This window comes from Microbacterium foliorum, from assembly GCF_003367705.1.
In the GTDB taxonomy this organism is placed as follows: domain Bacteria; phylum Actinomycetota; class Actinomycetes; order Actinomycetales; family Microbacteriaceae; genus Microbacterium; species Microbacterium foliorum.
Map to the genome: position 1 here is coordinate 588,623 of NZ_CP031425.1, position 23,976 is coordinate 612,598.

Here is a 23,976-nt window from a genome sequence, read left to right on the forward strand (position 1 = left end):
CGCCCCTGTTGGAGCGCACTTCCGATGTCGTGACCTCCGATCCGTTGCCCACCGTGCAGATCGACAGCGGGTACGTCTGGTCGCAGGCCACCGTCGGCACGACCGTCTATGCCGGTGGCAGCTTCTCGAATGCCCGCGCGGCTCTCGCCGATCCGGGAACGAACCTGACGCCGCGAAGCAACATCCTGGCGTTCGACATCACCACCGGCGCCCTGCTGCCGTTCGCGCCGCAGGTGAACGGCCTCATCAAGGCGGTCGCGGCCTCTCCTGACGGCAGTCGGATCTACATCGGCGGCACGTTCACACAGGTCAATGGAGCATCGCGCCACAACTTCGCCGCGCTCGATGCGCGCACCGGCGCACTCGTGCCCGGCTTCGCTCCTGCCGTCGGCGGCACCGGCGTCTACGCTGTCGCGGCGACGGCCGACGCCGTCTACGTCGGCGGTCTCTTCACCCAGGCCAACACGGTGGCTCGCAAGAACTTCGCGGCCTTCTCGACCAAGAACGGGGCGCTGCTTCCCTGGGCGCCCACCAGCGACCGGCAGGTCGACTCGATGATCGTCGAGCCCGGTGCCGCGCGCGTGATCGCCGGTGGGCGGTTCGACAGCGTCAACGGCGCGATTCAGCGAGGCCTCGTCGCGTTGGATCCGGTCAGCGGAGGCACGGACGCCTCCTGGGCGGCGCCGAAGACCGTGAAGAACTCCACACCCGCGGCGGTGAACCGCAACGGCTACTCCGGCATCTTCGGTCTCACGGCCGATGCCACCGCGGTATACGGCACGGGATGGTCGATGGGCGATACGGCAGCGACCCGTGGCAACCTCGAAGGCGCATTCGCTGCAGAGGTGGGCAGCGGCGCGATCCGCTGGGTCGCCGACTGCCACGGAGACAGCTACGGGGTCTACTCCACCGGAAAGACGGTGTACACGACCAATCACACCCACACGTGCGAGAGCGCCAACCTCTGGCCCGAGCAGAAGCAGCGCACCTGGCGCTACTTCTCCGCTTTCACCGCCACGGCGGAAGGAACGCTCGCTTCGAGTCAGTTCACCAACGGCACGTACAGCGACTGGGGTGGAACGCCGTCGCCCTCGGCCTACGCCGTCACGCCTGACTTCGCTGTCGGCACGGCGACCGGTCTCGGCCAGGCCGGGCTCTCGATCACCGGTTCCGGCGACTTCATCGCCGTCGCCGGGGAATTCACGAGCGTCAACAACAGGCGCTTCCAGGGGATCGTGCGCTTCTCGACGAAGCCGGACGGCGGCGCAGCGCAGGGCCCCTATCGGAAGGACGCCGCCTGGGCGACGCCCCAGGTGGCATCGGATGTCCCCGTGCGCGTGACGATCGAGACGAACTGGGATCGGGACAATCGCGACCTCACGTATCAGCTGATGCGTAGCGACCAGACGCAGCCCGTGTCGCAGACCGTCGCCACCTCGCTCTGGTGGGACAAGGGCACGGTGACGTTGGAAGACCCGACCGCGGTGGCGGGAGCGACGTACACCTACACGGTGAAAGCGGTGGACGCCGACGGCAACTCCGCCGTGAGCCTGCCCGTGAACACGACGGCCTCGGGAGCCGACATCGCCGGTTATTCGAAGGTCGTGCGGCGAGACGGCGCGGATGCGTACTTCCCGCTCGGCAATGCCAGGACCGACTACGTCAGCGCCGGCGCCCTCAACGTCGGGCCGGGTGTCACGGTGACCGCCTCCGGTGCGGTGGGGGGAGCGACACCCGCAGGATCGGTCTTCAACGGGACGCCGGACGGGCGCGTCTCCTCCGCCGCGGCGGTGGCTCTCGACGACAACTTCTCGGCAGAGGTCTGGTTCAAGACGACCACTCGTCAGGGCGGGAAGATCTTCGGGGCCGGTTCGTCGCAGACGGGGAGCTCCGCCAGCAACGACCGTGATCTCTACATGCAGAACGACGGGCGGCTGCGGTTCGGCGTGTATCCGTACGCGGGGAGCCCCGTCAGGTCTGTCGCCACCACCTCGGCGTACAACGACGGTCAATGGCATCATGTCGTCGCGACCATGAGTCCCCGGGGGACGACGATCTACGTCGATGGCAAAGCCGCGGCAGCGGACGAATCCATGACGGCGGCGCAGAAGAGCTACAACGGCTTCTGGCGTCTCGGCTGGGACGGACGCCTCTCTTCCTGGCCCTCAGCCCCCGCGTCCGACGCGTTCTCGGGCAGCATCGATGAGTTCGCCGCGTACCCCTCGGCGCTTAATGCCGATCAGGTCATGCGGCACTACGCCGCGGGCAAGGGGTACAAGGCTCCGGTCGCGTCGTGGTCGACATCGAGCCCCGGTCCGGATATGACCTTCACCGGGGAGGCGACCTTCGTGGACGCCGGGCAGAAGATCGTCAGCGCCGCGTGGGACTTCGGTGACGGCTCGACAGGGACCGGGCTGCCGACGGCCACGCACACCTACACCGCAGCCGGGACCTATACCGTGACCCTCACGGTGACCGACAGTCGAGGACTCACCGGAACCGTGAAGAAGCAGGCTGTCGTCACGGCACCCAACGTCGCTCCCGTGGCGGACTTCGCGTCGTCGGTCTCCGAGCTGACCGCGTCGGTCGACGCCGCCGGATCGACGGATGCCGACGGCACGATCGCGGCGTATTCGTGGGAGTGGGGCGACGGCACGGCGGCAGGGAGCGGAGCAGCGGCGACGCACACCTACGCGGCGGCCGGTACCTATCGGATCACGCTCACCATCACGGATGACCGCGGTGGCGCTGCGACGAAGGCCGCCGATGTGACGGTGGCAGCAGCGGCAGCGCTCGCCGAGGACGCCTTCGAGCGCACGGCGACGTCCGGGTGGGGTGCCGCCGACATCGGCGGAGCCTGGACTCTGGCGGGCGGCGCGGCCTCGGCGGCGGCCGTCTCCGGCGGAGCCGGCACGCTGACGCTCGGCGCAGGGAGCACGCGCAACCTGACGGTGAACGCGGTGTCGGCGAAGAACGTGACGATGTCGATGGACTTCAGCCTCGACACCCCGCCCGCGCAGGGTTCCACGTACGCCGGTCTCATCGCGAGGTCGAGTGCGTCCGGAAACTACACGACCCGCGCGTGGCTCAACGCCAACGGGAGAGTGTCGATCGTCATCCAGCGAGGGACGACCGTGCTCTCCAGCTATCAGGTTCCGGGCATCACGAGGGGCGCAGGCGACGCGTTCACCCTGAAGGTGGATGTGTCGGGTGATGCGTCGACGAAGATCTCGGCGAAGCTCTGGAAGAAGGGCTCGCCGGAGCCGGCCGACTGGCAGACGTCGTTCACCGACGCCAACGGCATCGACAGCGCGGGGGCGGTCGGCGTGCACGGCAGTCGCGCGGCTTCGGCCTCGGGCACGGGCGTCGTCTCCGTCGACGCGTTCCGCGTCATCGACAACGGCTGAGTCCCTGGTGCGGGGGCGCAGAAGCGGAACGGGCTGCTGCGCCTCCGGAGCACGAGCACGAGATTGCCTCTCGACAAGCGACGGCAAGGTCGAGTAGAGTGCCCCTGTGCGGCTTGGGAAGCCGCATTTCAGGCGACTTCAGGGGATGTCGCTTTTTTGGGGAAACTGGGGAAACGTGAACCTTCATTGGTGCGCGCGTCGAGATGGACATTCGGCGCTGTCAAAAACTCTCGGGGGAGCCGTCGTCATCGCGACGATGCTCACCCTCGCCGCCTGCGCGCCTGCCGAGTCGGGCAGTGCCGCGGCGTCGCCATCGCCCGCACCGTCGCCGAGTGCGACTCAGATTCTGCCGCCCGACGCGACCGCTGCGCCGGATGCCGGAGAGGGTCCGCAGACTGCGGCGCCGCTTCCGACGCAGGAGGCGACGATCGGTGAGGCCGTCGCCTTCGACACGGGCATCTCCGTGAAGATCGAGAAGGTGGAGGTCATCGACGTCGAGGCGCAGACGCCGGGCGAGGTCTCCGGATCCGCCGTGGTCGTCACGGTGGCGGCCGACAACGGCACCGCCGACACGCAGAGCCTCGACTCGGCCGTCGTCACCCTCGACGCGCAAGACGGCGAGGTCGGCATCGGAACCACTGCCGGCGACCCTGCTCCCTTGGCCGGTTCGCTCGAGCCGGGAAAGAGCGCCACCGGACGCTACGTCTTCATGCTCGGATCAGCCGCAGGCCGTGACGTGTCGGTGTCGGTCAACTACGCGGCAGGCGAACCCGTCGCGATCTTCACCGGGAAGATCTCCTGATGGGCGTTCGCGGGGGATCCTCCCGTTCCCGTCTGCGCGCGACCCTCGGTCTCGCGGTCTGTCTCGCGCTCGCCTCGGCCGCCATCGTCGCCGTTCCGCTCGGCGCGTCCGCAGCCGTGCCCGCGGCCAAGGCCCCGCTGCTCGAGCGCACGGCCGATGTGATCACATCCGACCCGTTGCCGACGGTGCAGATCGATTCGGGATACGTGTGGGCTCAGGCCACCATCGGAAACATCGTCTACGCCGCGGGGAGTTTCTCGAATGCTCGGGCTTCGCTCGCTGCCGCGGGGACGAGTCTCACGCCTCGTAACAATATATTGGCATATGACATCACCACCGGTGAGCTGCAGGGCTTCGCCCCGGCCGTCAACGGTGTGATCAAAGCAGTCGCGGCGTCTCCCGACGGCACGCGCATCTACATCGGCGGCTCGTTCACTCAGGTCAACGGCACCGCACGCTACAACTTCGCCGCGCTCGACGCGCAGACCGGGCAGCTGATCGCCGGCGTCGCCCCGTCTGTCGGAGGTGCGGGCGTCTACGGCATCGCGGTGAGCGCCGACTCGGTCTACGTCGCGGGCAACTTCACCCAGGCGAACACCGTCGCACGCAAGAACTTCGCTGCCTTCGCGACCTCCAACGGCGCGCTGCGCGAGTGGGCTCCGACCTCCGACCAGCAGGTCGATGCGCTGGTGATGGAACCCGGCGGACAGCGCGTGATCGCCGGAGGCCGCTTCTACCTGATCAACAGTGCCGTCCAGCGGGGCCTCGTCGCTCTCGACCCGACGACGGGCGGCATCGACACCGGGTGGGCCGCGCCCAACACCGTGAAGAACGGCGCTGCGCTGGGCTCGAGCTATGCGGGCAAGACCGGCATCTTCGGACTCTCGGTCGACCAGACAGGTGTCTACGGAACCGGTTGGGTGTTCGCGAACGCGGCATCCGGCAACCTCGAAGGCGCGTTCGCGGCCGAGGCAGGCAGCGGAGCGATCCGCTGGGTCGCCGACTGCCACGGCGACAACTACGGCGTCTACTCGACCGGCAAGGTCGTCTACACCACGAGCCACACCCACGCGTGCGAGACGGCCAATCTGTGGCCCGAGCAGAGCACGCGCACGTGGCGCTACATGCTCGCGTTCACGGCGACAGCCGAGGGATCGCTCACGCGCAGCCTCACGGCGGGTTCCACCTACGCCGACTGGAACGGCACTCCGTCGCCTTCCGCGTATGCGGTGACACCCGACTACACGGTCGGAACCGCGACCGGTCTCGGCCAGGCCGGGCTCTCGATCACCGGTGCGGGCGACTACGTCGCTGTGGCGGGCGAGTTCACCAGCGTCAACAACAAGCAGTTCCAGGGCATCGTGCGTTTCTCGACCAAGCCCGCGGGCGGCGCCAAGCAGGGCCCGCGCCTGTCCGGCACGGACTGGACGGCTCCGACGGCGACGTCGACCCAGTCCGGCCGTGTGCGAGTGACGACGACGACCAACTGGGACCGCGACAACCGCGATCTCACCTACCAGCTGATCCGCTCCGACTCCGCCGCGCCGATCGACCAGGTGACCACGCAGTCCGTGTGGTGGCAGACCGGTGCTGTCGTGCTCAACGACGCGACGGCCGTGCCCGGCACGAACTACACCTATACCGTCAGAGCCGTCGATTCCGATGGAAACTCCGCGTCGAGTCAGCCGGTCTCGGTGACCGCGGCCGGCGGCACCGGCTCCGACTACGCGAACATGGTTCTCGGCGACCGTGCCGAGCTGTACTACCCGCTCGGCAGCCTCGGGGGCAACTGGGCGGGCGGGGCGAATCCGGTCGTCGGCAGTGGCGTGAGCAACACCTCGCCGGGGGCCGTGCAGGGCACCACGGGTGCCAGCGCCTCCACCTTCAGCGGATCGACCTCCGGGCGTGTGTCGTCGGCCGCGTCGGCGAAGGGCGACGACAATTACGCCGCTGAGGCCTGGTTCAAGACCAGCACCACCAGGGGCGGGAAGATCTTCGGCTACGGCAGCGCCCAGACCAGCGGTTCCGGAACCAACGATCGCAACGTCTACATGCTGAACAACGGGCGCCTGACGTACGGGGTGTACCCCGGTTCGACCAAGACCGTGACCACGACGGGGTCGTACAACGACAACAAGTGGCATCATGTCGTCTCGACGCTGAGCCCGGGCGGGATGGTGCTCTACGTCGACGGGAAGGTCGTCGCGCAGGACGCCTCGGTCGTCTCTGCGCAGGACAACTACCTCGGATATTGGCGGGTGGGATACGACAGCCTGAGTGGCTGGCCCAACGCTCCGACATCGGCCTCCTTCGCGGGCGGCATCGACGAGTTCGCCGTGTATCCCGACGCCCTGAGCGCGGCGCAGGTCGCGCAGCACTACGCGACCGGCATGGGGTTCAAGGCTCCGACGGCGTCGTTCACGAGCGCCGCGACCGATCTCTCGGTGGCCTTCACCGGCACGGCGATCGCCGACACCGGCCAGAGCATCGTCGGGTACTCGTGGAACTTCGGCGACGGCCAATCCGCCACCGGTGCGACGCCCGTGCATGAGTACGCCGCGTCGGGTACCTACACCGTCACTCTCACCGCGACGGACAGTCGAGGCATCATCGGCGTATCGACGCAGCAGGTCACCGCCCTCGCCCCGAACGTCGTTCCGACGGCAGCCTTCACCTCGACCGCCTCCGGCCTCACCGCCGCGGTGAACGGCATGACGTCGACCGACGCCGACGGCACGATCACCGGATATTCCTGGAACTGGGGCGACGGCACCGCGGCGGGCAGCGGAGTCACCGCCAGCCACCTGTACGGCGCCGCCGGAACCTACACCGTGACGCTCACGGCGACCGATGACCGCGGCGGGCAGGCGACCACGACGGCCGATGTCGTCGTGACCCACGCAGCACCGGTGGCAGCGTTCGAGGCGAGCACCAACGTGCTCGATGTGAACGTGAACGCCTCGGCGTCGACCGCATCGGATGCCGCGACCCTGACGTACTCCTGGAACTGGGGGGACTCCTCTGCAGCGGGCAGCGGCGTGACCGCATCGCACCACTACGCCGCGGCCGGAAACTACACGGTCACCCTCACGGTCACAGACAGCCTCGGAGCGACCGCTACGACGGCGCGCACCGCGACCGTGGCCGACAAGCCGTTTGCGATCCGTGACGACTTCGATCGCTCCTCGGCCTCGGGGTGGGGTTCGGCGGAGACCGGCGGCGCCTACTCCGTGATGAACGGCTCGGCAGCGGCGGCATCCGTGTCGGGTGGGCGCGGACTGCTGACGCTCGCGACCGGCCAGACCCGCAACCTGGCTCTGCAGGGCACGGCACTCGCCGACACGCTCACGACACTCTCGTATTCGCTCGATCAGGCGCCCACCACCGGCGGCTCCTATGTCGGAGTGAGCGCTCGCAAATCTGCGACGAATGAGTATCTGGCCCGCGTCTGGATGCGCACCGACGGCAAGCTGTGGCTCACCGTCCAGCGCGGCAGCACCGTCATCGCCACGCAGGCGCTCACCACGACGTGGGCCGCAGGAGACGTGTTCCGTCTCGCGGTGAACGTCAGTGGCGCGTCGCCGACGACCATCCAGGTCAAGACCTGGAAGGACGGTGCGATCGAACCGACCGACTGGCAGCTGACCGTGACCGATGCGACGACCGACCTCCAGGGTGCGGGGTGGAGCAGCGTGCACGCTTCTCGCGGCTCCACGGCGACCTCGACCGCGGTCTTCTCGTTCGACTCGCTGCGGGTCACCGACCTCAAGGCGCCGCCGCCGAACGTGGCCCCGACAGCGGTGTTCACCAGCACCGTGTCGAACCGCGATGTCGCGGTGGACGGTTCCACGTCGACGGACAGCGATGGCGCGGTCGCCGGATACTCCTGGAACTGGGGAGACGGCACAGCCGCGGGCACGGGGGCGACTGCGACCCACGCCTACGCGGCGGCAGGCACCTATGACGTCACCCTGACCATCACGGACGACGATGGCGCCTCGAGTGCGGTCACCCATCAGGTCGTCGCCACGGACCCGCCGGTCGTCGACCCGGCCATTGCTCGTGACGCGTTCGCGCGCACCGCGACATCGGGGTGGGGATCCTCCGACCTGGGAGGGGCGTGGACTCTCGCAGGAGGCGCGGCGTCGGCCGCATCGGTGGCGGACGGCGTCGGCAGGCTCACTCTCGCGGCGGGCGGAACGCGCAACATGCTCCTGAACGCGTCATCGGTGAAGAACGTCACGATGTCGGCTGACTTCAGCGTCGATGCGGCGCCGTCCACGGGGGCGGCCTACGTCGGCCTGATCGCCCGGTCGAGCGCGACGGACAATTATCTGGTGCGCGCGTGGCTGAACGCCAACGGTACGGTGTCGATCGTGATCCAGCAGGGATCCGCGGTGCTCTCGTCGTCTGTGGTTCCGGGAATCACTCGCGGTGCCGGCGATGCCTTCACGCTCAAGGTCGATGTCTCCGGCGGAGCGTCCACGACGATCTCGGCGAAGCTGTGGCGTCAGGGCACGGCAGAGCCTGCCACCTGGCAGACCTCGTTCGTCGACACCACCGGAATCGACGCCGCGGGCGCTGTCGGAGTGCACGGCAACCGGGTGAGCTCGGCGACTGCTCCGGCGGTCATCGCCGTCGACAACTTCCGGGTGCTCGACAACGGCTGACGCCGAAGCGGATCCCGCGGCCGAGAGGCGGTCACGTTGCGCGGACACCGTCCGCGCGACGTGACCGTTTTCGCGCGCGAAATACGCTCGGATCAGGCAAAAAAGCTCTCGACGCAGCGCGTGGGGAGAGGTAGTATATTGCTGCGGCCACTGGGGGAGTGATCGCAGTATTGGGGAACTGGGGATCACGTGAACAGTCATCGGTGCATGCGTCGAGAAAGCATCTCGGCGCAGCCTGCAATCTCTGCGTCTGGCCTTTCCGCCACAGCCTCCGTCAGTCATGCCGTCGGGGAGTCCGCGGCAGCAAACTTTGGAAAGGTCACCTGATGAGCATTCAGGTTGTGAGTCGCAGGTCCCCACGCTGGCGCGCGGCATTCGCCGCGATCGTCGGCGTCGTCCTCGTGTTCAGTGCAGCGCTGGTCGCTCCTGTCGCGGCATCCGCTGCCGTCCCGGCCGCCAAGGCGCCCTTCCTCCAGCGAACCGCCGACGTCGCGACGGCTGACGCCCTGCCGACGGTGCAGATCGACTCCGGGTATGTCTGGGCCCAGACGACGGTGGGCAACACCGTGTATGCGGCGGGCAGCTTCTCGAACGCCCGGGCCGCGCTCGCGTCTCCCGGTACGAGCCTGACTCCCCGCAGCAACATCCTCGCGTACGACATCGCGACCGGTAACCTCCTTCCCTTCGCCCCCACGGTCAATGGCGTGATCAAGTCGATCGCGCGCTCGAACGACGGTTCGCGCATCTACATCGGAGGGTCGTTCACTCAGGTCAACGGCACGGCGCGGTTCAACTTCGCCGCGCTCGACGCGCAGACGGGGCAGCTGATCGCAGGCTTCGCCCCGTCGGTCGGAGGTGTCGGTGTATTCGGCATCACGCTGCTCGGCGACTCGGTCTACGTCGCCGGCAACTTCACTCAGGCCAACGGAACCGCGCGCAAGAACTTCGCCGCGTTCGCGACGTCGAACGGGGCGCTGCGGAGCTGGGCTCCGACGTCCGATCTGCAGGTCGACGCACTCGTCACCGACCCTGACGGCTCGCAGGTCATCGCGGGCGGACGGTTCTCGATGGTCAACGGCCTCGCCACGCAACGCGGCCTCTCGGCCATCGACCCGGTCTCGGGCATCGTGAACACCGGGTGGCAGGCGAACAGCACCGTCATGAACGGCGCGACATCCGGAAAGGCCGGCATCTTCGCCCTCTCCACCGACGCCACCGGCGTCTACGGCACCGGGTGGGTCTTCGCCGATGTCGCGACGGGAAACCTCGAGGGTGTCTTCGCCGCGGATGCCGGAAGCGGTGCCATCCGCTGGGTGGCCGACTGCCACGGAGACCACTACGGCGTGTACTCCACGGGCAAGGTCGTGTACGCCACGAGCCACACCCATCAGTGCGAGACCGTGAGTCTCTGGCCAGAGCAGTCGGTGCGTCAGTACCGCTACATGGAGGCCTTCACCACGACGGCGGAGGGAACCCTGAGCCGTTCGGCGTCGGTCGGCTCCATCTACAAGGACTGGAGCGGCACGCCCTCCCCGTCCGCGTACGCCTGGTACCCCGACTTCACCGTCGGAACGGCATCGGGGCTCGGCCAGGCCGGCCTCTCGATCACCGGTGCGGGCGACTACATCTCCGTGGCCGGCGAGTTCACGAGCGTGAACGGACAGCGCTATCAGGGCATCGTGCGATTCTCGACCACGCCGAGCGGCGGCGCGAAACAGGGGCCACGGCTCACCGGCGCGAGTTGGAGCGCCCCGACCGCGACCACCGCTTCGCCAGGACGCGTGCGAGTATCGATCCCCGTGAACTGGGATCGGGATGACCGCGACCTCACCTACCAGCTTCTGCGCACCGGTACGGCCGGCGTGATCGACCAGAAGGTCGTGTCGTCCGGATGGTGGAGCACGGCGCAGGCCTCTCTCACCGACAAGACGGTCACTCCTGGGGCGACCTACACCTATACGGTGCGAGCGGTCGACGGGAACGGCAACGCGACGACCAGTCAGCCCGTCACGGCCACCGCTACCAGCGGCGTGACGTCGGACTACGCCAACGCCGTGCTCGATGACGGAGCCCAGCTCTACTATCCGCTCGGCAGCACCACGACCAACTGGGCAGGCGGGGCATCCCCGTCGTACGGCAGCGGTGTGAGCGTGGCCTCCCCCGGAGCCGTCGAGGGAGCAACGGGCACGACGGCGTCGAAGCTCGACGGCACCACCTCGGGGCTCATCTCCTCGGGGGCGGCTGTCAGTGGACCGACCGACTTCTCGGCCGAGACGTGGTTCAAGACGACCACCGACAACGGTGGCAAGATCTTCGGCTTCGGTGATCAGCAGACGAGCTTCTCGGGCAGTTACGACCGCCATCTGTATATGCAGAACAACGGCCGACTCACGTTCGGGGTGTACCCCGGGGCGGTCCGCACCGTGAGCTCGACCACGTCGTACAACGACGGCAGATGGCACCACGCGGTGGCATCGTTGGGCTCGGCCGGCATGGAGCTCTACGTCGACGGCGTGCTCGTCGCGCAGGATGCCGCGGTCACCGATGCGCAAGGCTACAACGGCTATTGGCGGGTGGGCGGAGACAGCCTCGGTGGCTGGCCCGACGGCCCGGCGCGCTGGGAGTTCGACGGCACCGTCGACGAGTTCGCGGTCTACCCGAGCGCTCTGAGTGCGGCTCAGGTCGCCACGCACTACGCGGTGGGAGCCGGCATCCATGCCCCGACGGCCGCGTTCGATGCGACCCCGACGAACCTGACGGTGGCGTTCGACGCGACCGCCAGCACGGTCGATGCGGGGCAGACGCTCACCGGCTACTCGTGGGACTTCGGCGACGGCCATACCGGAACAGGGGCGACCCCGACCCACGTCTACAGCGCCTCCGGCACGTACGACGTCGTGCTGAACGTCACCGACAGCCGCGGCCTCACCGGCACGGTCAGCCACCCGGTCACCGTCACCGGCCCCAACGCTCTGCCTACCGCGGACTTCACGTCGACGGCCTCCGGTCTCACCGCGTCGGTGAACGGCACGACGTCGGTCGACTCCGACGGCACGATCGCGGCGTATTCCTGGAACTGGGGCGACGGCTCCGCGGCGGGCACGGGCGCCACGGCGACGCACGCCTATGCAGCGCCGGGCACGTACGCGGTGACGCTGACGGTGACCGACGATCGCGGCGGGCAGGCGACCAAGACCGCGAACGTCATCGTGACCCACGCGGCGCCGGTGGCGAGCTTCACGGCCACGGCCAACGCGCTCACGGTCTCGGTCGATGGAGCGGCGTCGACCGCATCGGATGCCGCGACACTGGCGTACTCGTGGAACTGGGGAGACGGCAGCCCCGCGGGCAGCGGCGGCACCGCCTCGCACGTGTACGCGACCGCCGGCGACTTCACGATCACCCTCACGTTGACCGACAGCGTCGGCGCGACCGCCACGGCCACTCGCGCCGTCACGGTGGCCGATCAGGCCTTCGCGATCAGGGATGACTTCGAGCGCACCACTGCCTCCGGATGGGGATCCGCCGAGCTCGGCGGCGCCTACACCGTGATGAACGGGGCCGCATCCGCGGCATCCGTCTCCGGTGGCGCGGCGAAGCTGACGCTCGCTGCGGGGCAGACGCGCAATGTGGCCCTGCAGAGCACGTCGCTCGCCGACACTCTCACGACGCTGATGTACTCGTCTGATCAGGGACCCGCCACCGGCGGCTCCTATGTGGGGGTGAGTGCGCGCAAGTCGGCGTCGTCCGAGTACCTCACTCGTGTGTGGATGCGCAACGACGGCAAGCTGTGGCTGGTGATCCAGCGCGACAGCACCGTCCTGGTCTCCAAGGCGCTGACGACCACGTGGGCGGCGGGCGATGTGTTCCGCCTCTCGGTCAAGGTCTCGGGTGCGTCGCCGACCACCATCCAGGCGAAGACCTGGAAGGACGGCACCGCGGAGCCCGCCGACTGGCAGCTCTCGACGACCGATGCGACCGCGAGCCTGCAGGGCAGTGGCTGGACGAGCGTGCATGCGAACCGCGCCGGCAGCGCGACATCGACCGCGGTCTTCTCGTTCGACTCGCTGCGGGTCACCGACCTCAAGGCGCCGGTCGGGCCCGTGCCGAACGTGGCGCCGACGGCGGCATTCACCAGCACGGTGACGAACCTCGGTGTCGCGGTGGATGGGTCGACCTCGTCTGACAGCGACGGCACCGTCGTCGGACACTCCTGGAACTGGGGAGACGGCACCCCCGCGGGCACCGGGGCGGCCGCGACGCACACGTATGCCGCAGCGGGCACGTACACCGTCACCCTGACGGTCACGGACGACGATGGCGCCACCGGAACCGCCACGCGCCAGGTGGTCGCGACGTCACCGCCCGTGGAACCGCAGCCCGGCGCTGTCGTCGCCAGCGACGACTTCGCACGGACGGCGACCGGTGGCTGGTCCACGGCAGGTGTCGGCGGGGCGTGGACGCTCGCCGGCGGTGCGGCCTCCGCGGCATCCGTGGCGGACGGCACCGGTGTGCTCACGCTCGCCGCAGGCAGCACGCGCAACATGCTGCTCAACTCGGTGTCGGCGAAGAACGTCACGATGTCCATGGACTTCAGTGCGGATGCCGCGCCGTCGACGGGGCAGGCGTACGTCGGGCTGATCGCTCGATCGAGTGCGACGGACAACTATCTGGTGCGGGCCTGGCTGAATGCCAACGGCACCGTCTCGATCGTGACCCAGCAGGGATCCGCGGTGCTCTCCACATACGTGGTTCCGGGCATCACCCGCGGTGCCGGCGACGCCTTCACTCTGAAGGTCGACGTGGCGGGTGGAGCCTCGACGACGATCTCGGCGAAGCTGTGGAAGCAGGGAACCGCCGAGCCCGCCGCGTGGCAGACATCGTTCGTCGACACCACGGGGATCGACGCGGCCGGCGCCGTCGGCGCGCACGCGAATCGTACGAGTTCCGCCACCGGCCCGGTCGTCGTGAAGGTGGACAATTTCCGGGTCACAGACAACGGGTGATTCCCATGGCACGTGCCATAGGCTCGTGCTGATGTCCATACAGTCGAAGCGCCGATCGCCGTGAACGGGAGCACCATCCTGCTCGCGGCGATCGCCGCCGGCGCGGGCGTGATCGGCATCCTGCTGTTCCGAGCCAGCCCGCGCCTCACTTTCGTGGTCTGGGCTCTCGTGCTGTTCTTCGTTCCCGTGTGGATCGGCGTCAACGTCGGGTTCTTCTGGTCGGCGATCACCCTGCTCACCCTCGTGGCGGTGGTGACCAACATCTCCGACATCCGGCTCAACGGGATCGACCTGCTGATGGCGGTGTTCGCGTTGATGGCGGCCACCCAGTTCGCGTTGAAGATGACCGGACTGTCGGCGACCGTGATCGCGCTGCTCGAGTGGGTCCTGCCGTACGTCTGGGGACGACTGGTGCTCGCGCGTGTGACGCGCTCGTTCGTCACGGCGGTCATCGCCGCCGTCGTGACGGCGGCAGCGGTGCTCGGCCTCGTGGAGTTCGCGAGCGGGACGAACTTCTTCGTCTCGCTGCCCGCCATGGGCGCAGACCTCTACGCCACCTGGGGACCGTTGCAGGTTCGTGCTGATCGCTTGCGGGTGGAGGGCGCCTGGGGCCACTCGATCGCGATGGGCGCCGCGTTCGCGATGTCCTCGGTCTTCGTCGTCGCGGCTCGCTGGCCTGTGGCCGTGCGGCTGGTCGCGCTCGGCCTGATCACCGCCGCGACGGTGACCACCATCAGCCGTATCGGCATCCTCACGCTCGCCTTCAGCGTCGTGCTCTCCGTCCTGCTCCTCCCCGGACTCGCCAAAGCCATGCGCTGGTCGGTCGCCGTGCTCGCGGTGGTCGCGATGCTCGTCATCATCCCGTTCCTCGGCGAGGTGTTCCTCGAGGCGGGCGACGAGGCGGGCGGCAGTGCCGACTACCGGTCCGGACTGTTCTCGTTGGTCTCCCAGGTGCAGCTGTTCGGCAGCGCGGGCGATTGGAGCGGACTCACCGTCGGGGGCGAGTACCTCGGCGCCTACGCGAAGTCGGTCGACAACGCGTTCCTCGTCTTCGCGCTGCGGTTCGGCTGGATCCCGTCTCTGCTCCTGGTCGCCGTTCTCGTGCTCGCCGCGACCTACATCCTCCGCCGCGCCACGGTGTCACCGCCCTCGATCGCGGTGGCGTCGCAGCTGCCGGCGATCTTCGCCGTCGCGCTGATCACCCAGGCGGGTTCGTACCTGTGGTTCCTCGCCGGCCTCGCGGTCGCCTGGGCGCAGCGGGGGCACGACGCCGATGCGGCTGCCGATCAGTCGGAGCGGCCGTCTCTCTTCAGCATGAGCCGCACGAACGACGCCAGCGTCTTCGCATCACGCCGGTAGACGGGGATCGTCAGAGCGACGGCGGAGACTGCGAGGCCCGCCGCGAGCCCGACGCCGAGCTGCACCCAGGCGTCCGTCGCCGCGAGAGCCTGAGCGACGCCCCAGGCTGCGAGACCGGCGGCTGCGGAGACCGCGATGATCCGCCCCGCACCCTGGTACAGCTGTCGGCGCGGCATCGGCGTGATCCGCGAGAGCCACGCGAGCGAGATGGGCCAGGCGATGGCGGGGTGCACCGCGAAGGCGATCGCGACACCCAGGACCCCGAAGAAGGAACCGATCACGACGCAGACCACCTTGATGAGGGCTGTGACAATCGAGTAGCGCAGCAGGTCGGCGCCCAGACCGCGCGCGAGATACACCCAGTACCCCACGAAGGAGACGGTGGTCAGGATGCCGGCGATCGCGAACATGCGCAGCATCGGTGCCGCCTCCGCCCATCGACTGCCGAGCATGATGTCGACGGCCGGTTCGGCGAGGCCCGCCACGATCGCGACCGGGATGCCGAAAAGGAATCCCAGCGCGAGCTGTGCTGCGGTGACGTACGCCTCGAATCGGGGCTGATCCTGCTGCACGCGCGACAACACGGGAAGCGCGACGGACTGGAGCGGTGAGCGCACCTGGGTCAGCGGCGTCATGATCAGCTGGAAGGCGCGGTTGTAGAGCCCCAGGGGAGCGGTCCCGAACCGGAAGCTGATCAGCACGGTGTCGATCTGACGGGAGGCGTAGCCGATCAGGTTCGTGGCCACGAGGGTCCACCCGAAGTTCACGAGCTGCTTGACCGGGTGCGCGCGGGAGTACCGGCGCGGCCACCAGCGCCCGGCCGCGACGACGCCGACGAGCAGGATCGCTCCGGTCACGAGCTGCTGGATCACCAGCGCCCAGTACCCCATGCCGGCCACCGCGGCGATGATCGCGACCGCGAGGGCGATGGCCGACGATGCGACGTCGATGACCGCGAGCGGTCGCAGTTTGAGGTCGCGCATCAGGTTGGCTCTGTGCTGGGTGGCGAGTCCGTTGAGCAGGAAGGTCAACGCGAGCCATTGCGAGATGCCCACGAGATCCGGCTCGCCGGTGACGGCGCCGATGGCCCACGACAGCGAGTACATGATCGCTGTGAGCAGCACCCCGATCGCGGCGTTGATCCAGAATAGGTTGTCGCGCTGGCCCGTGGACAGCTCGGGTGCCTGGATGGATGCCGAGGTGAGTCCGAAGTCGCGGAAGATCTCGCCGAGCCCGACGACGACCAGGACGATCGCCAGGAGTCCGTAGTCGTGCGGAGACAGTATCCGCGCGAGGACGACGACCGACAGCAGCTGCAGGAGGATTCTCGCTGCCTGTGCGGCGAGGGTGAAGTACGCGCCGCGGGCTGCGGAGTGCGCGAGAGAGGAGGCCATCAGCGCCTCTGCGCCGCACGGACCCGGCGGAACGTTCCGCGCAGCACCCTGATGGCTTCGCGCGGCGCGGCCGCGGTCAGTCGGATCAGGGCGAAACCGCGGTAGCGGGGAGGACGGCGGCCGGCGAGACGAGAGCCGAGGAGCCGCGCGAAGAGAAACCGGCGTCGGGCCGTCTGCAATGGTTGGGCGTCACGCAGGTGCGCACCCTGGAGCGGTCGCACGGCGATCACGCCGGCGTCGATCGCGGCGAGGATCACCTCCCGCCCTCGCGGGGTGCGGGCGACGAGTGCGCTGAAGCCGTCTCCTTCGGCGAAGGTCGGATACCCGCGATCGTCGGTCTCCCAGGAGTCGGCGCACACGATGTCGGCGGCCTGTCCGACGCCGTCCGGGCATATCTTGCAGCGCCACTGAGTGGTAGGACCGAGGACTCTGCCCCAGGACTCGTCGTAGTCGGCGGAGACCTCGAGCTCGCCGCTGCGCGCGGTGAAGCGGCCCGGCCATCCGTTGCCGCGATAACGGAGTGCGTCGACACGCTGCTCGGCCGAGATGCCGAGCTCCGTGAGCAGCGATTCGGTCGCGTGCTGGCTCGGTGTGCCTGCGCAGAAGAACGAGAGCAGCAACGGAGCTTCTCCGTCGACCAGCTGCGGTGCCGACGCGCGGAGCGCCGCCACCTCGCAGGGTTTGGCCGCCACCGCGCTGTCGCTGCGGAAGGCATCGGGGTTCTCGAGCGCGCCGACGGGGGCGTAGCGCGAGCCCGCGGCAGCGAGGGCCTGCTCCCGCGTCGTGATCGTCACCGGCACCGTGCGTCGCGGCGAGGTGCGTTCTGCGGCGGCGCCGGTGATGCGGGCGGCGCGCCCCGTGGCGAGCAGCCAGGTGTGCAGCGCGGTCAGCGCACCACCGCTGCTGCCCGCACGACGGATCTCGTCGTCGGTCGCCCAGGCCTGCCAGAGACCGACGTTCGGTCCGAGCAGTGGATCGTGCTCGGCTCCTTCGGGCGCAGCCGGAGCGGTGATGCGCATGCCTGGGCACGAGCGGTCGAAGACATCGACCGCTCCGTCGATCGGCGTCGACGCTCCTTCCTGGACGGGCCGCAGGTAGCCGCGGTCGTCGAGGCGCATGGTCACGCCGGGGTCGAGGCGGGGGCACAGTCCGCAGCCGGAGCACGCGTCGCGATCGAGCACGTCGGCGATGCGCTCCTGCAGCGCGGTCACAGCGACTGCTTCAGGCCGGCCACCAGGGGCTCGAGCAGAGCGCGACCCTTGTCGCGTGCGTCCTCTGCGCCGCTGCGCAGGTCGGGTGCCGCGGCGTGCGCGAGAACCTGGCCCGCCCAGTCGCCGCTCTCGGTGATCGAGACGACCCTGGTCCATCCGACGGCATCCATCAGCGGTGCGAACTTGCGGGAGTAGGCCATGGCGATCGCGGGGGTGCCGGTCGAGAGCGCATTGAGGCACGCGTGCATGCGCGCCCCGATCACGAGCGCGCTCGCCGCGATGATCGACCGCGCATCCTCGAGGTCGGCGGGGACGACCAGGTCGACCCGTGCGTCGTACTCGTCGGCGAGGTCGCGGCTCACGGGCACGTCGTTGTCGTGGCTCTGCGAGTCGAGCACGTGCGGGAAGATCGTGACCGACCGGCCCGACGTCAGCAGCTCGTCGATGATGCGGCGGATTGCTTCGCGGTAGCGGGCGGCGTCGACATGCGGATTCTCGTTCCAGAGCAGACCGGACACGTTCAGCAGCACGTCGCGCTTCACCGTCGAGGGCGTCGGCTGGTCGATGCCGAACACGAGGTCGCTCGTGACGGCGGCGACCGGACGTCCCAACTCGGCCGAGGCTGTCGCACTGACGATGTCGCGGGCGAAGACCAGGCTGCTGCGACGCAGGTTGCGTCGGGCCAGCGCGCGTCCGCGGCGGGTGTGGAACGGGCCGATCGTCTGCGGTGCCATGACGGAGGGGACCCCCGCCTGGGTCGCGAACTCGTGCAGCAGCGACATCGTAGTGTGTCGTGTGAGGCCGTAGATGTCGGCGAAGCTGTCGCCCGAGCGGGTGTCCCAGACGAGATCGAAGCCGCTGAGCCAGCGCTGCATACCGAGACGACCGGTGACCCGCTCGCGCACCAGGGCGCGCGGAGTCCACGGGACCTCCGGCTGCCGTCGGCCGTAGTTGAGATAGGTGAATTCCGCATCGGGCCAGACCGATCTGACCAGGTCTTCGGAACCGCGCGCGAGCGCGCGGACCCCGAGATTGACGCTGGAATCGTTCGCCCAAGCAATGAGAACGCGCACGTGAAACCCCCTCGACTCCGTCGTGCCCCGTACACGATCGAGCCGCTGCCCTTCAGACGCGGTCCAGATGACCGCACATCTCCCCAGATGAATGCCCAGCGCGTCGTTCGAGGATACGGCTGAGCAGCCTCATCCTAGCATCACGCCCTCCCTTTGCTCAGGGTTGGCGTGCACGGTCGGCTACCATGAGAGCGCGCCGCGTTCGATCGGCGATGTCGTCACGCGGGGAGGCGACGCTTGCCGGCACTGGAGGGGGCACGGATGAAAGCCGACGCGACGGGATGGTCTCTCGCCAGCGCATGGGGAGCGGTTCGCAAGTTCTGGTTCGTGATCCTGGGCATGGCTCTCATCGGAGGCGCTGTCGGGTACGGGGTCTCGGCGGCGACGCCGCCGCAGTACCAGTCGACGGCGACGCTGTACTTCGCGATGAACCAGGGCACGACGGGCACTGATCTCAACCAGGGCTCGACGTACACCCAGTCGCAGATGCTCTCCTTCGCTCAGCTCGCGACGTCTTCGCGTGTCCTGGCACCGGTCATCGAGGACCTCGACCTCGCGCTGACGCCCAAGGAGCTGACCCGGAACATCGCCATCACGATCCCGCAGGACACCACGATCCTCGGCGTCGAAGTGACCTCGACCAGCGCGGCGCGCGCGACCGACATCGCGAATGCGATCTCCGAGGAGCTGTCCAGCGCCGTCGAGGAGATCGTCGCGAAGGGCGTCGATCAGAAGCCGACGATCATCCCCTCCGTCATCGACGAGGCGGTCGTCCCTCAGTTCCAGTCGCTGCCGAACAAGACCAAGGATGCCGGCCTCGCCGCGGTCCTCGGACTCATCCTCGGCGTACTCGTCGCGTTCGTCGCGACCGTCGCCGACAACCGGGTGCGCAACGAAGCTGCCCTCGCCCGCGTCACGGATCTGCCGTATCTCGGATCCATCACCCGCACCAAGCGGGGAGTGACTGCCGGGCTGATCGTGGTGCGCGAACCGCGCAGCCACATCGCAGAAGACTTCCGGCGTGTGCAGTCGGCTCTCGCTTTCGCGAACATCGACGGGCAGTCGCGGCGCCTCCTGATCACATCGGCGTCACCGGCCGAGGGCAAGTCCACGTTCTCGGCGAACCTCGCCGTGACCCTGGCCGATCTCGGCGAGAACACACTCCTCATCGATGCCGACCTCCGCCGTCCGCGCATCGGCGAGATCTTCGGATTGGACGCCTCTGTCGGGCTGACCTCGGTCGTCCTGGGTTCCGCCGCCCTCACGGAGGCGGTGATCCCGTGGCGTGAGGGAGGACCCGATCTGCTGCTCTCCGGTGAGGTTCCGCCCAACTCGGCATCCGTGCTGACCTCGCATGCGTTCGCCGAGGTGCTGGGAGCCGCGAGCGAGGGGCACGATGTCGTGGTGATCGATTCGCCGCCGGTTCTGACCGTCGCCGACACGAATCTCGTCGCGCCGCTCGTCGACGGCGTCGTCATCGTCGTCGATGCCTCGAAGACCAGCCGTCCGCAGCTGGCTGCGACGATCCGCACGCTCGAAGGGGCCGGCGCGCCGATCATCGGCATCGTCCTGAACAAGGTGCGACTCGCCCGTGGACGCACCACGTACTACACGCAGGAGGACTCCCCGGGTTAGTCCTGCTACTCTGATCTGCGGATGGGGGCATCCGTTCTCGCGATGGGTGTGTCTTGTTGCATACAGAACGGCTCATACGTGACTCCCATCCCATTCAGACTCCTCGGTGATCGCGCCTCGCGCGGATTCCTCGCCTTCCTCGTCGTGCTCAGCGCTCTCGCAGCGATGCTGACGGGTGTGTCCCGCGCCGATGCGGACACCGACGCGATCCTCACGGACACCATGGATCGCACATCGGCATCCGGGTGGGGAGCGCCGCCGGTCGGCGGTGCCTACGCTTCGTCGCCCTCGGCAGTGACGAGCGTGACCGACGGAGCGGCAGCTCTGGCGGCACCGGGACCGGGACGCACGGCGAAGGTGAGCTGGAACGGCGCCCAGACCGGCGATGTCGATCTGGTCACGACGGCATCGGTGCCCGATCTCCCCGCCTCGAGCGGTGTGTACCTGAGCACCCACGTGCGCGAGACCGGCGACCGATCGTATGCTGCACGACTCAGGCTTCTCGGCGACGGCCGCACGGATCTCGAGCTGGTCTCCTTCACCGGGTTCACGGCCACCGTGCTCTCAGCGCAGGGCGTCGACCTCGGTGCGGCCGTCGGCAGCGGGTTCTCCGTGGAGGTCGTGGCTGTCGGATCGGATCCGGTTCAGCTGCGAGCCCGCGTGTGGGCAACAGGGGAGACCCGCCCGGACTGGCAGGTGAAGGCGTCGGACGCGGGAGCGGAGCGCATCACCAGAGCGGGCGGCCTGGCGTGGAGCGCGTATGCCTCCACGGGCGGTTCCGTCGCCCCCGTCCTGATCGAGGACGTGTCGGCGACGCCCGGCGTGCTCTCTGAGGAGAACCCGACCCAGGCGTGCGCCGACGGTGACATCGCCTGCGATCAGTTCGATCGCAGCACCGACACCGTCTGGGGCGCTGCCGATCGGGGTGGGGCGTGGACAGGATCCGGCGCCGCCGTGCTCACGGTCGACGGATCCGCGGGCGTCATCTCCAGTCCTGCGGCCGGACGATCCTCGACCGCTGTGCTGGCAGCGGCCGTGCCCGCCGACGCCCGTGTGACCACGGACATCGGGATCCGCACTCTGCCGACGGCGGGCTCGGGCATCTACCTGAGCATCGCGACCCGTGTCGTGGGCGACTCCTCCTATGCCGTGCGGCTGAGGGTCATGCCCGACGGAGTGTCCGAGCTCCAGCTGGTTCGGCTCAAGAATCTGACGAGCGCCGACATCCTCGGTTCCGTCCGTCTGGCGAGCACGGTCGACGCCGGAGACGAGGTGCGCATCGCCTTCGAGACCACGGGGACGAAGACCGTGGCACTCGCCGCCAAGCTCTGGGAGCCCAGTGGCACGGAGCCTGCGGAGTGGACCGTCTCTGCGACCGACGCGTCGAAGGAGCGCATCGCAGACGCAGGACGCATCGGTGTGGCCCTGTATTCGGCGAACGGCGGTAACACGCCGCAGGTCGCGATCGAGGCGATCGCCGCCCGCGCCGCACAAGCCCCCGAGGAGCCGACCGAGCCGACCGAGCCGACGGAGCCGACGGAGCCGACGGAGCCGACGGAGCCGACGGAGCCGACGGAGCCGACCGAGCCGACCGAGCCGACCGAGCCGACGGTCCCGAACCCGGATCAGGAGTTCCCGCGCGGCGGTGCCGGCGCTGCAGCACCCGGATCCTTCTCGTACTCCGCACCGACGACCGCGGTGCACGTCGCCCGCACGGGGTCGGACGCCGCCGGCGGCACGGCCGCTCAGCCGGTGCAGACCATCACTGCGGCGCTGCGCAAGGTGCCCAGCGGCGGAACCATCGTCGTCCACGAGGGGTCGTACCACGAGGAGATCGTGGTGCCGCCCCAGAAGCGCGTCACGATCCAGCCGGCTCCCGGCGACGAGGTCTGGCTCGACGGCGCCGAGGCCGTGACCGGCTGGCGCGCAGAAGCGGGCGTGTGGGTCAAGGACGGGTGGAATCTCGCGCTGGACTCGAGCCCCACGTACACGAAGGGCGCGTCCGACGGCGGATCCGCGGGCTGGCAGTTCGTGAACCCCGAGTTCCCGATGGCCGCCCACCCCGATCAGCTCTGGGTCGGCGGCGTGCAGCTCACCGAGGTCGCGCGACGGGATCAGGTCACGCCCAACACGTTCTATGTCGACGGCTCCCGGTCGCAGCTGGTCATGGGGTCGGACCCGTCCGGCAAGTCCGTGGAAGCCAGCACGTTGACGCAGGCGCTCTCGATCCGTTCGGCGGGATCGGTGCTCCAGGGCATCGGCGTACGCCGCTACGCCACGAGCGTCCCGCAGATGGGCACGGTCGTGGTGGCGGCCCCCGACGTCACCGTCGCTGACGTCACGGTGCGTGACAACTCGACCACAGGTCTGTATTCCTGGGCTCTGCGGACGACGTTCACCCGTGTCTCGGTGATCGACAACGGCCTGCTCGGCGCGGGCGCGTCGACAGCAGACGGTCTCCGGGTGAGCCATCTGTTGTCGACGGGCAACAACGCCCAGCGGTTCAACCGCGCTCCGGTCTCCGGCGCGTTCAAGGTGACCAGATCGCGCGATGTCGAGGTGAAAGACAGTGCGTTCCTCGACAACCTGGGCCAGGGGCCGTGGTTCGACGAGTCCGTCTACGACATCACCTTCACCGGAAACGATGTGGTCGGCAACACCGGCAACGGACTCGTTCTCGAGCTTTCCGAGAAGGCGATCATCGCCGACAACATCGTGTCCGACAACGCTCTGAACGGCATCTACGTCATCGGAACCGGCAACGTCCAGATCTGGAACAACACCGCGGTCGGCAATCAGCGGAACATCGCGATCGTGCAGGACAAACGTCGAGCGTCGGACAAGAGCGCGGCAGGACATGATCCGCGCCAGCAGCTCCCGGACCCCACCATGCCATGGGTCACACGCAAGACCGTGATCGTCAACAACGTCATCGGCGATGCGGTCGGCAACTGCCTGATCTGTGTGGAGGACTTCTCGAAGGAGTTCACCGGGGCGCAGCTCGTGTCCCGCAGTGACGGCAATCTCTATTCGCGGGTATCGGCCGCCTCGCCCGTGTGGTTCGGCGTCTGGTCGCGGGGCTCGGGCGGCAACCCCGCCGTCACGAACACGCTTTCGGAGTTCACTGGGGCGACGAAGCAGGATGCGAACTCCGTGCTCGTCGAGGGCCGGTCGGTCGTCGACGATTCATACCGGGTGGTGAGCGACGGATCGATCGACCGTGCTGCCGGTACCCTGCGGAGCGTCTCGACGATCGCGCAGTCGATTCCGTCGAGCATCGCGGCAGAGACGCACCTCGCGTCCGGCGCGAAGGTGCTGGGAGCCCAGCCGCGCTGAGTTCGGGTGCCCTCGTGAGTCGAGCGGCCTTCCCCGTGCGGGGAGGCCGCTCGACTCATGCCGGCGGGTGCTGCCGAGCCGTG

The 23,976-nt window shown here is 68.7% G+C and carries 10 protein-coding genes; 7 read left to right on the plus strand and 3 right to left on the minus strand.

The genetic code is table 11. The annotated features are described in order from the left end of the window. Positions 1-8 precede the first annotated feature (8 nt). The 5 genes from DXT68_RS02685 to DXT68_RS02705 all read left to right on the plus strand — a co-directional run bounded on the left by DXT68_RS02685 (position 9) and on the right by DXT68_RS02705 (position 15,244). Positions 9-3,407, plus strand: a complete 3,399-nt coding sequence (locus tag DXT68_RS02685) for a PKD domain-containing protein (RefSeq protein ID WP_156149305.1) — start codon at positions 9-11, stop codon at positions 3,405-3,407. Positions 3,408-3,663: 256 nt separating this feature from the next. Then, positions 3,664-4,209: a hypothetical protein gene (locus DXT68_RS02690; protein ID WP_052677799.1), complete on the plus strand. Its 546-nt coding sequence runs from the start codon at positions 3,664-3,666 to the stop codon at positions 4,207-4,209. Next, positions 4,209-8,879 carry a PKD domain-containing protein gene (locus DXT68_RS02695; protein WP_082068991.1) on the plus strand — a complete coding sequence of 1,557 codons (4,671 nt, stop codon included), beginning with the start codon at positions 4,209-4,211 and terminating at the stop codon, positions 8,877-8,879. Before DXT68_RS02690 ends, DXT68_RS02695 begins: the two co-directional genes overlap by 1 nt. A 326-nt stretch (positions 8,880-9,205) precedes the next feature. Next, positions 9,206-13,885, plus strand: coding sequence for a PKD domain-containing protein (locus DXT68_RS02700; protein WP_052677798.1), 4,680 nt, complete (start codon positions 9,206-9,208; stop codon positions 13,883-13,885). 60 nt (positions 13,886-13,945) lie between these two features. Continuing rightward, positions 13,946-15,244, plus strand: a complete 1,299-nt coding sequence (locus DXT68_RS02705) for a hypothetical protein (RefSeq protein WP_045254902.1) — start codon at positions 13,946-13,948, stop codon at positions 15,242-15,244. Here DXT68_RS02705 and DXT68_RS02710 read toward each other — a convergent pair. Genes DXT68_RS02710 through DXT68_RS02720 form a run of 3 tightly spaced genes read right to left on the minus strand, consistent with a single transcriptional unit; the run spans position 15,172 to position 18,922 of the window. Continuing rightward, positions 15,172-16,638, minus strand: a complete 1,467-nt coding sequence (locus DXT68_RS02710) for a lipopolysaccharide biosynthesis protein (protein ID WP_045254901.1) — start codon at positions 16,636-16,638, stop codon at positions 15,172-15,174. The genes DXT68_RS02705 and DXT68_RS02710 overlap by 73 nt on opposite strands. Next, a complete protein-coding gene (locus DXT68_RS02715) occupies positions 16,638-17,849 on the minus strand; it encodes a Coenzyme F420 hydrogenase/dehydrogenase, beta subunit C-terminal domain (RefSeq protein WP_045254900.1) in 1,212 nt (403 codons plus the stop codon). Before DXT68_RS02715 ends, DXT68_RS02710 begins: the two co-directional genes overlap by 1 nt. Then, the gene (locus DXT68_RS02720) at positions 17,846-18,922 is read right to left on the minus strand and encodes a polysaccharide pyruvyl transferase family protein (RefSeq protein WP_045254899.1); all 1,077 of its coding nucleotides are present in this window, start codon (positions 18,920-18,922) and stop codon (positions 17,846-17,848) included. Before DXT68_RS02720 ends, DXT68_RS02715 begins: the two co-directional genes overlap by 4 nt. 261 nt (positions 18,923-19,183) lie before the next feature. On the opposite strand from DXT68_RS02720, the gene DXT68_RS02725 reads away from it, so the two are divergent. Beyond that, entirely contained in the window at positions 19,184-20,557 is a 1,374-nt protein-coding gene (locus tag DXT68_RS02725; RefSeq protein WP_045254898.1) for a tyrosine-protein kinase domain-containing protein, read from the plus strand. A 78-nt stretch (positions 20,558-20,635) separates the two neighbouring features. Then, on the plus strand, positions 20,636-23,893 hold the full coding sequence (locus DXT68_RS02730; protein ID WP_052677797.1) for a right-handed parallel beta-helix repeat-containing protein: 3,258 nt from the start codon (positions 20,636-20,638) through the stop codon (positions 23,891-23,893). Positions 23,894-23,976 lie beyond the last annotated feature (83 nt).

Bases quoted from the DNA above. Each gene is read 5' to 3' on its own strand.
- DXT68_RS02700 (WP_052677798.1), top strand. From the start codon at position 9,206: ATGAGCATTCAGGTTGTGAGTCGCAGGTCCCCACGCTGGCGCGCGGCA.
- DXT68_RS02710 (WP_045254901.1), bottom strand. From the start codon at position 16,638: ATGGCCTCCTCTCTCGCGCACTCCGCAGCCCGCGGCGCGTACTTCACC.
- DXT68_RS02725 (WP_045254898.1), top strand. From the start codon at position 19,184: ATGAAAGCCGACGCGACGGGATGGTCTCTCGCCAGCGCATGGGGAGCG.
- DXT68_RS02690 (WP_052677799.1), top strand. From the start codon at position 3,664: ATGCTCACCCTCGCCGCCTGCGCGCCTGCCGAGTCGGGCAGTGCCGCG.
- DXT68_RS02695 (WP_082068991.1), top strand. From the start codon at position 4,209: ATGGGCGTTCGCGGGGGATCCTCCCGTTCCCGTCTGCGCGCGACCCTC.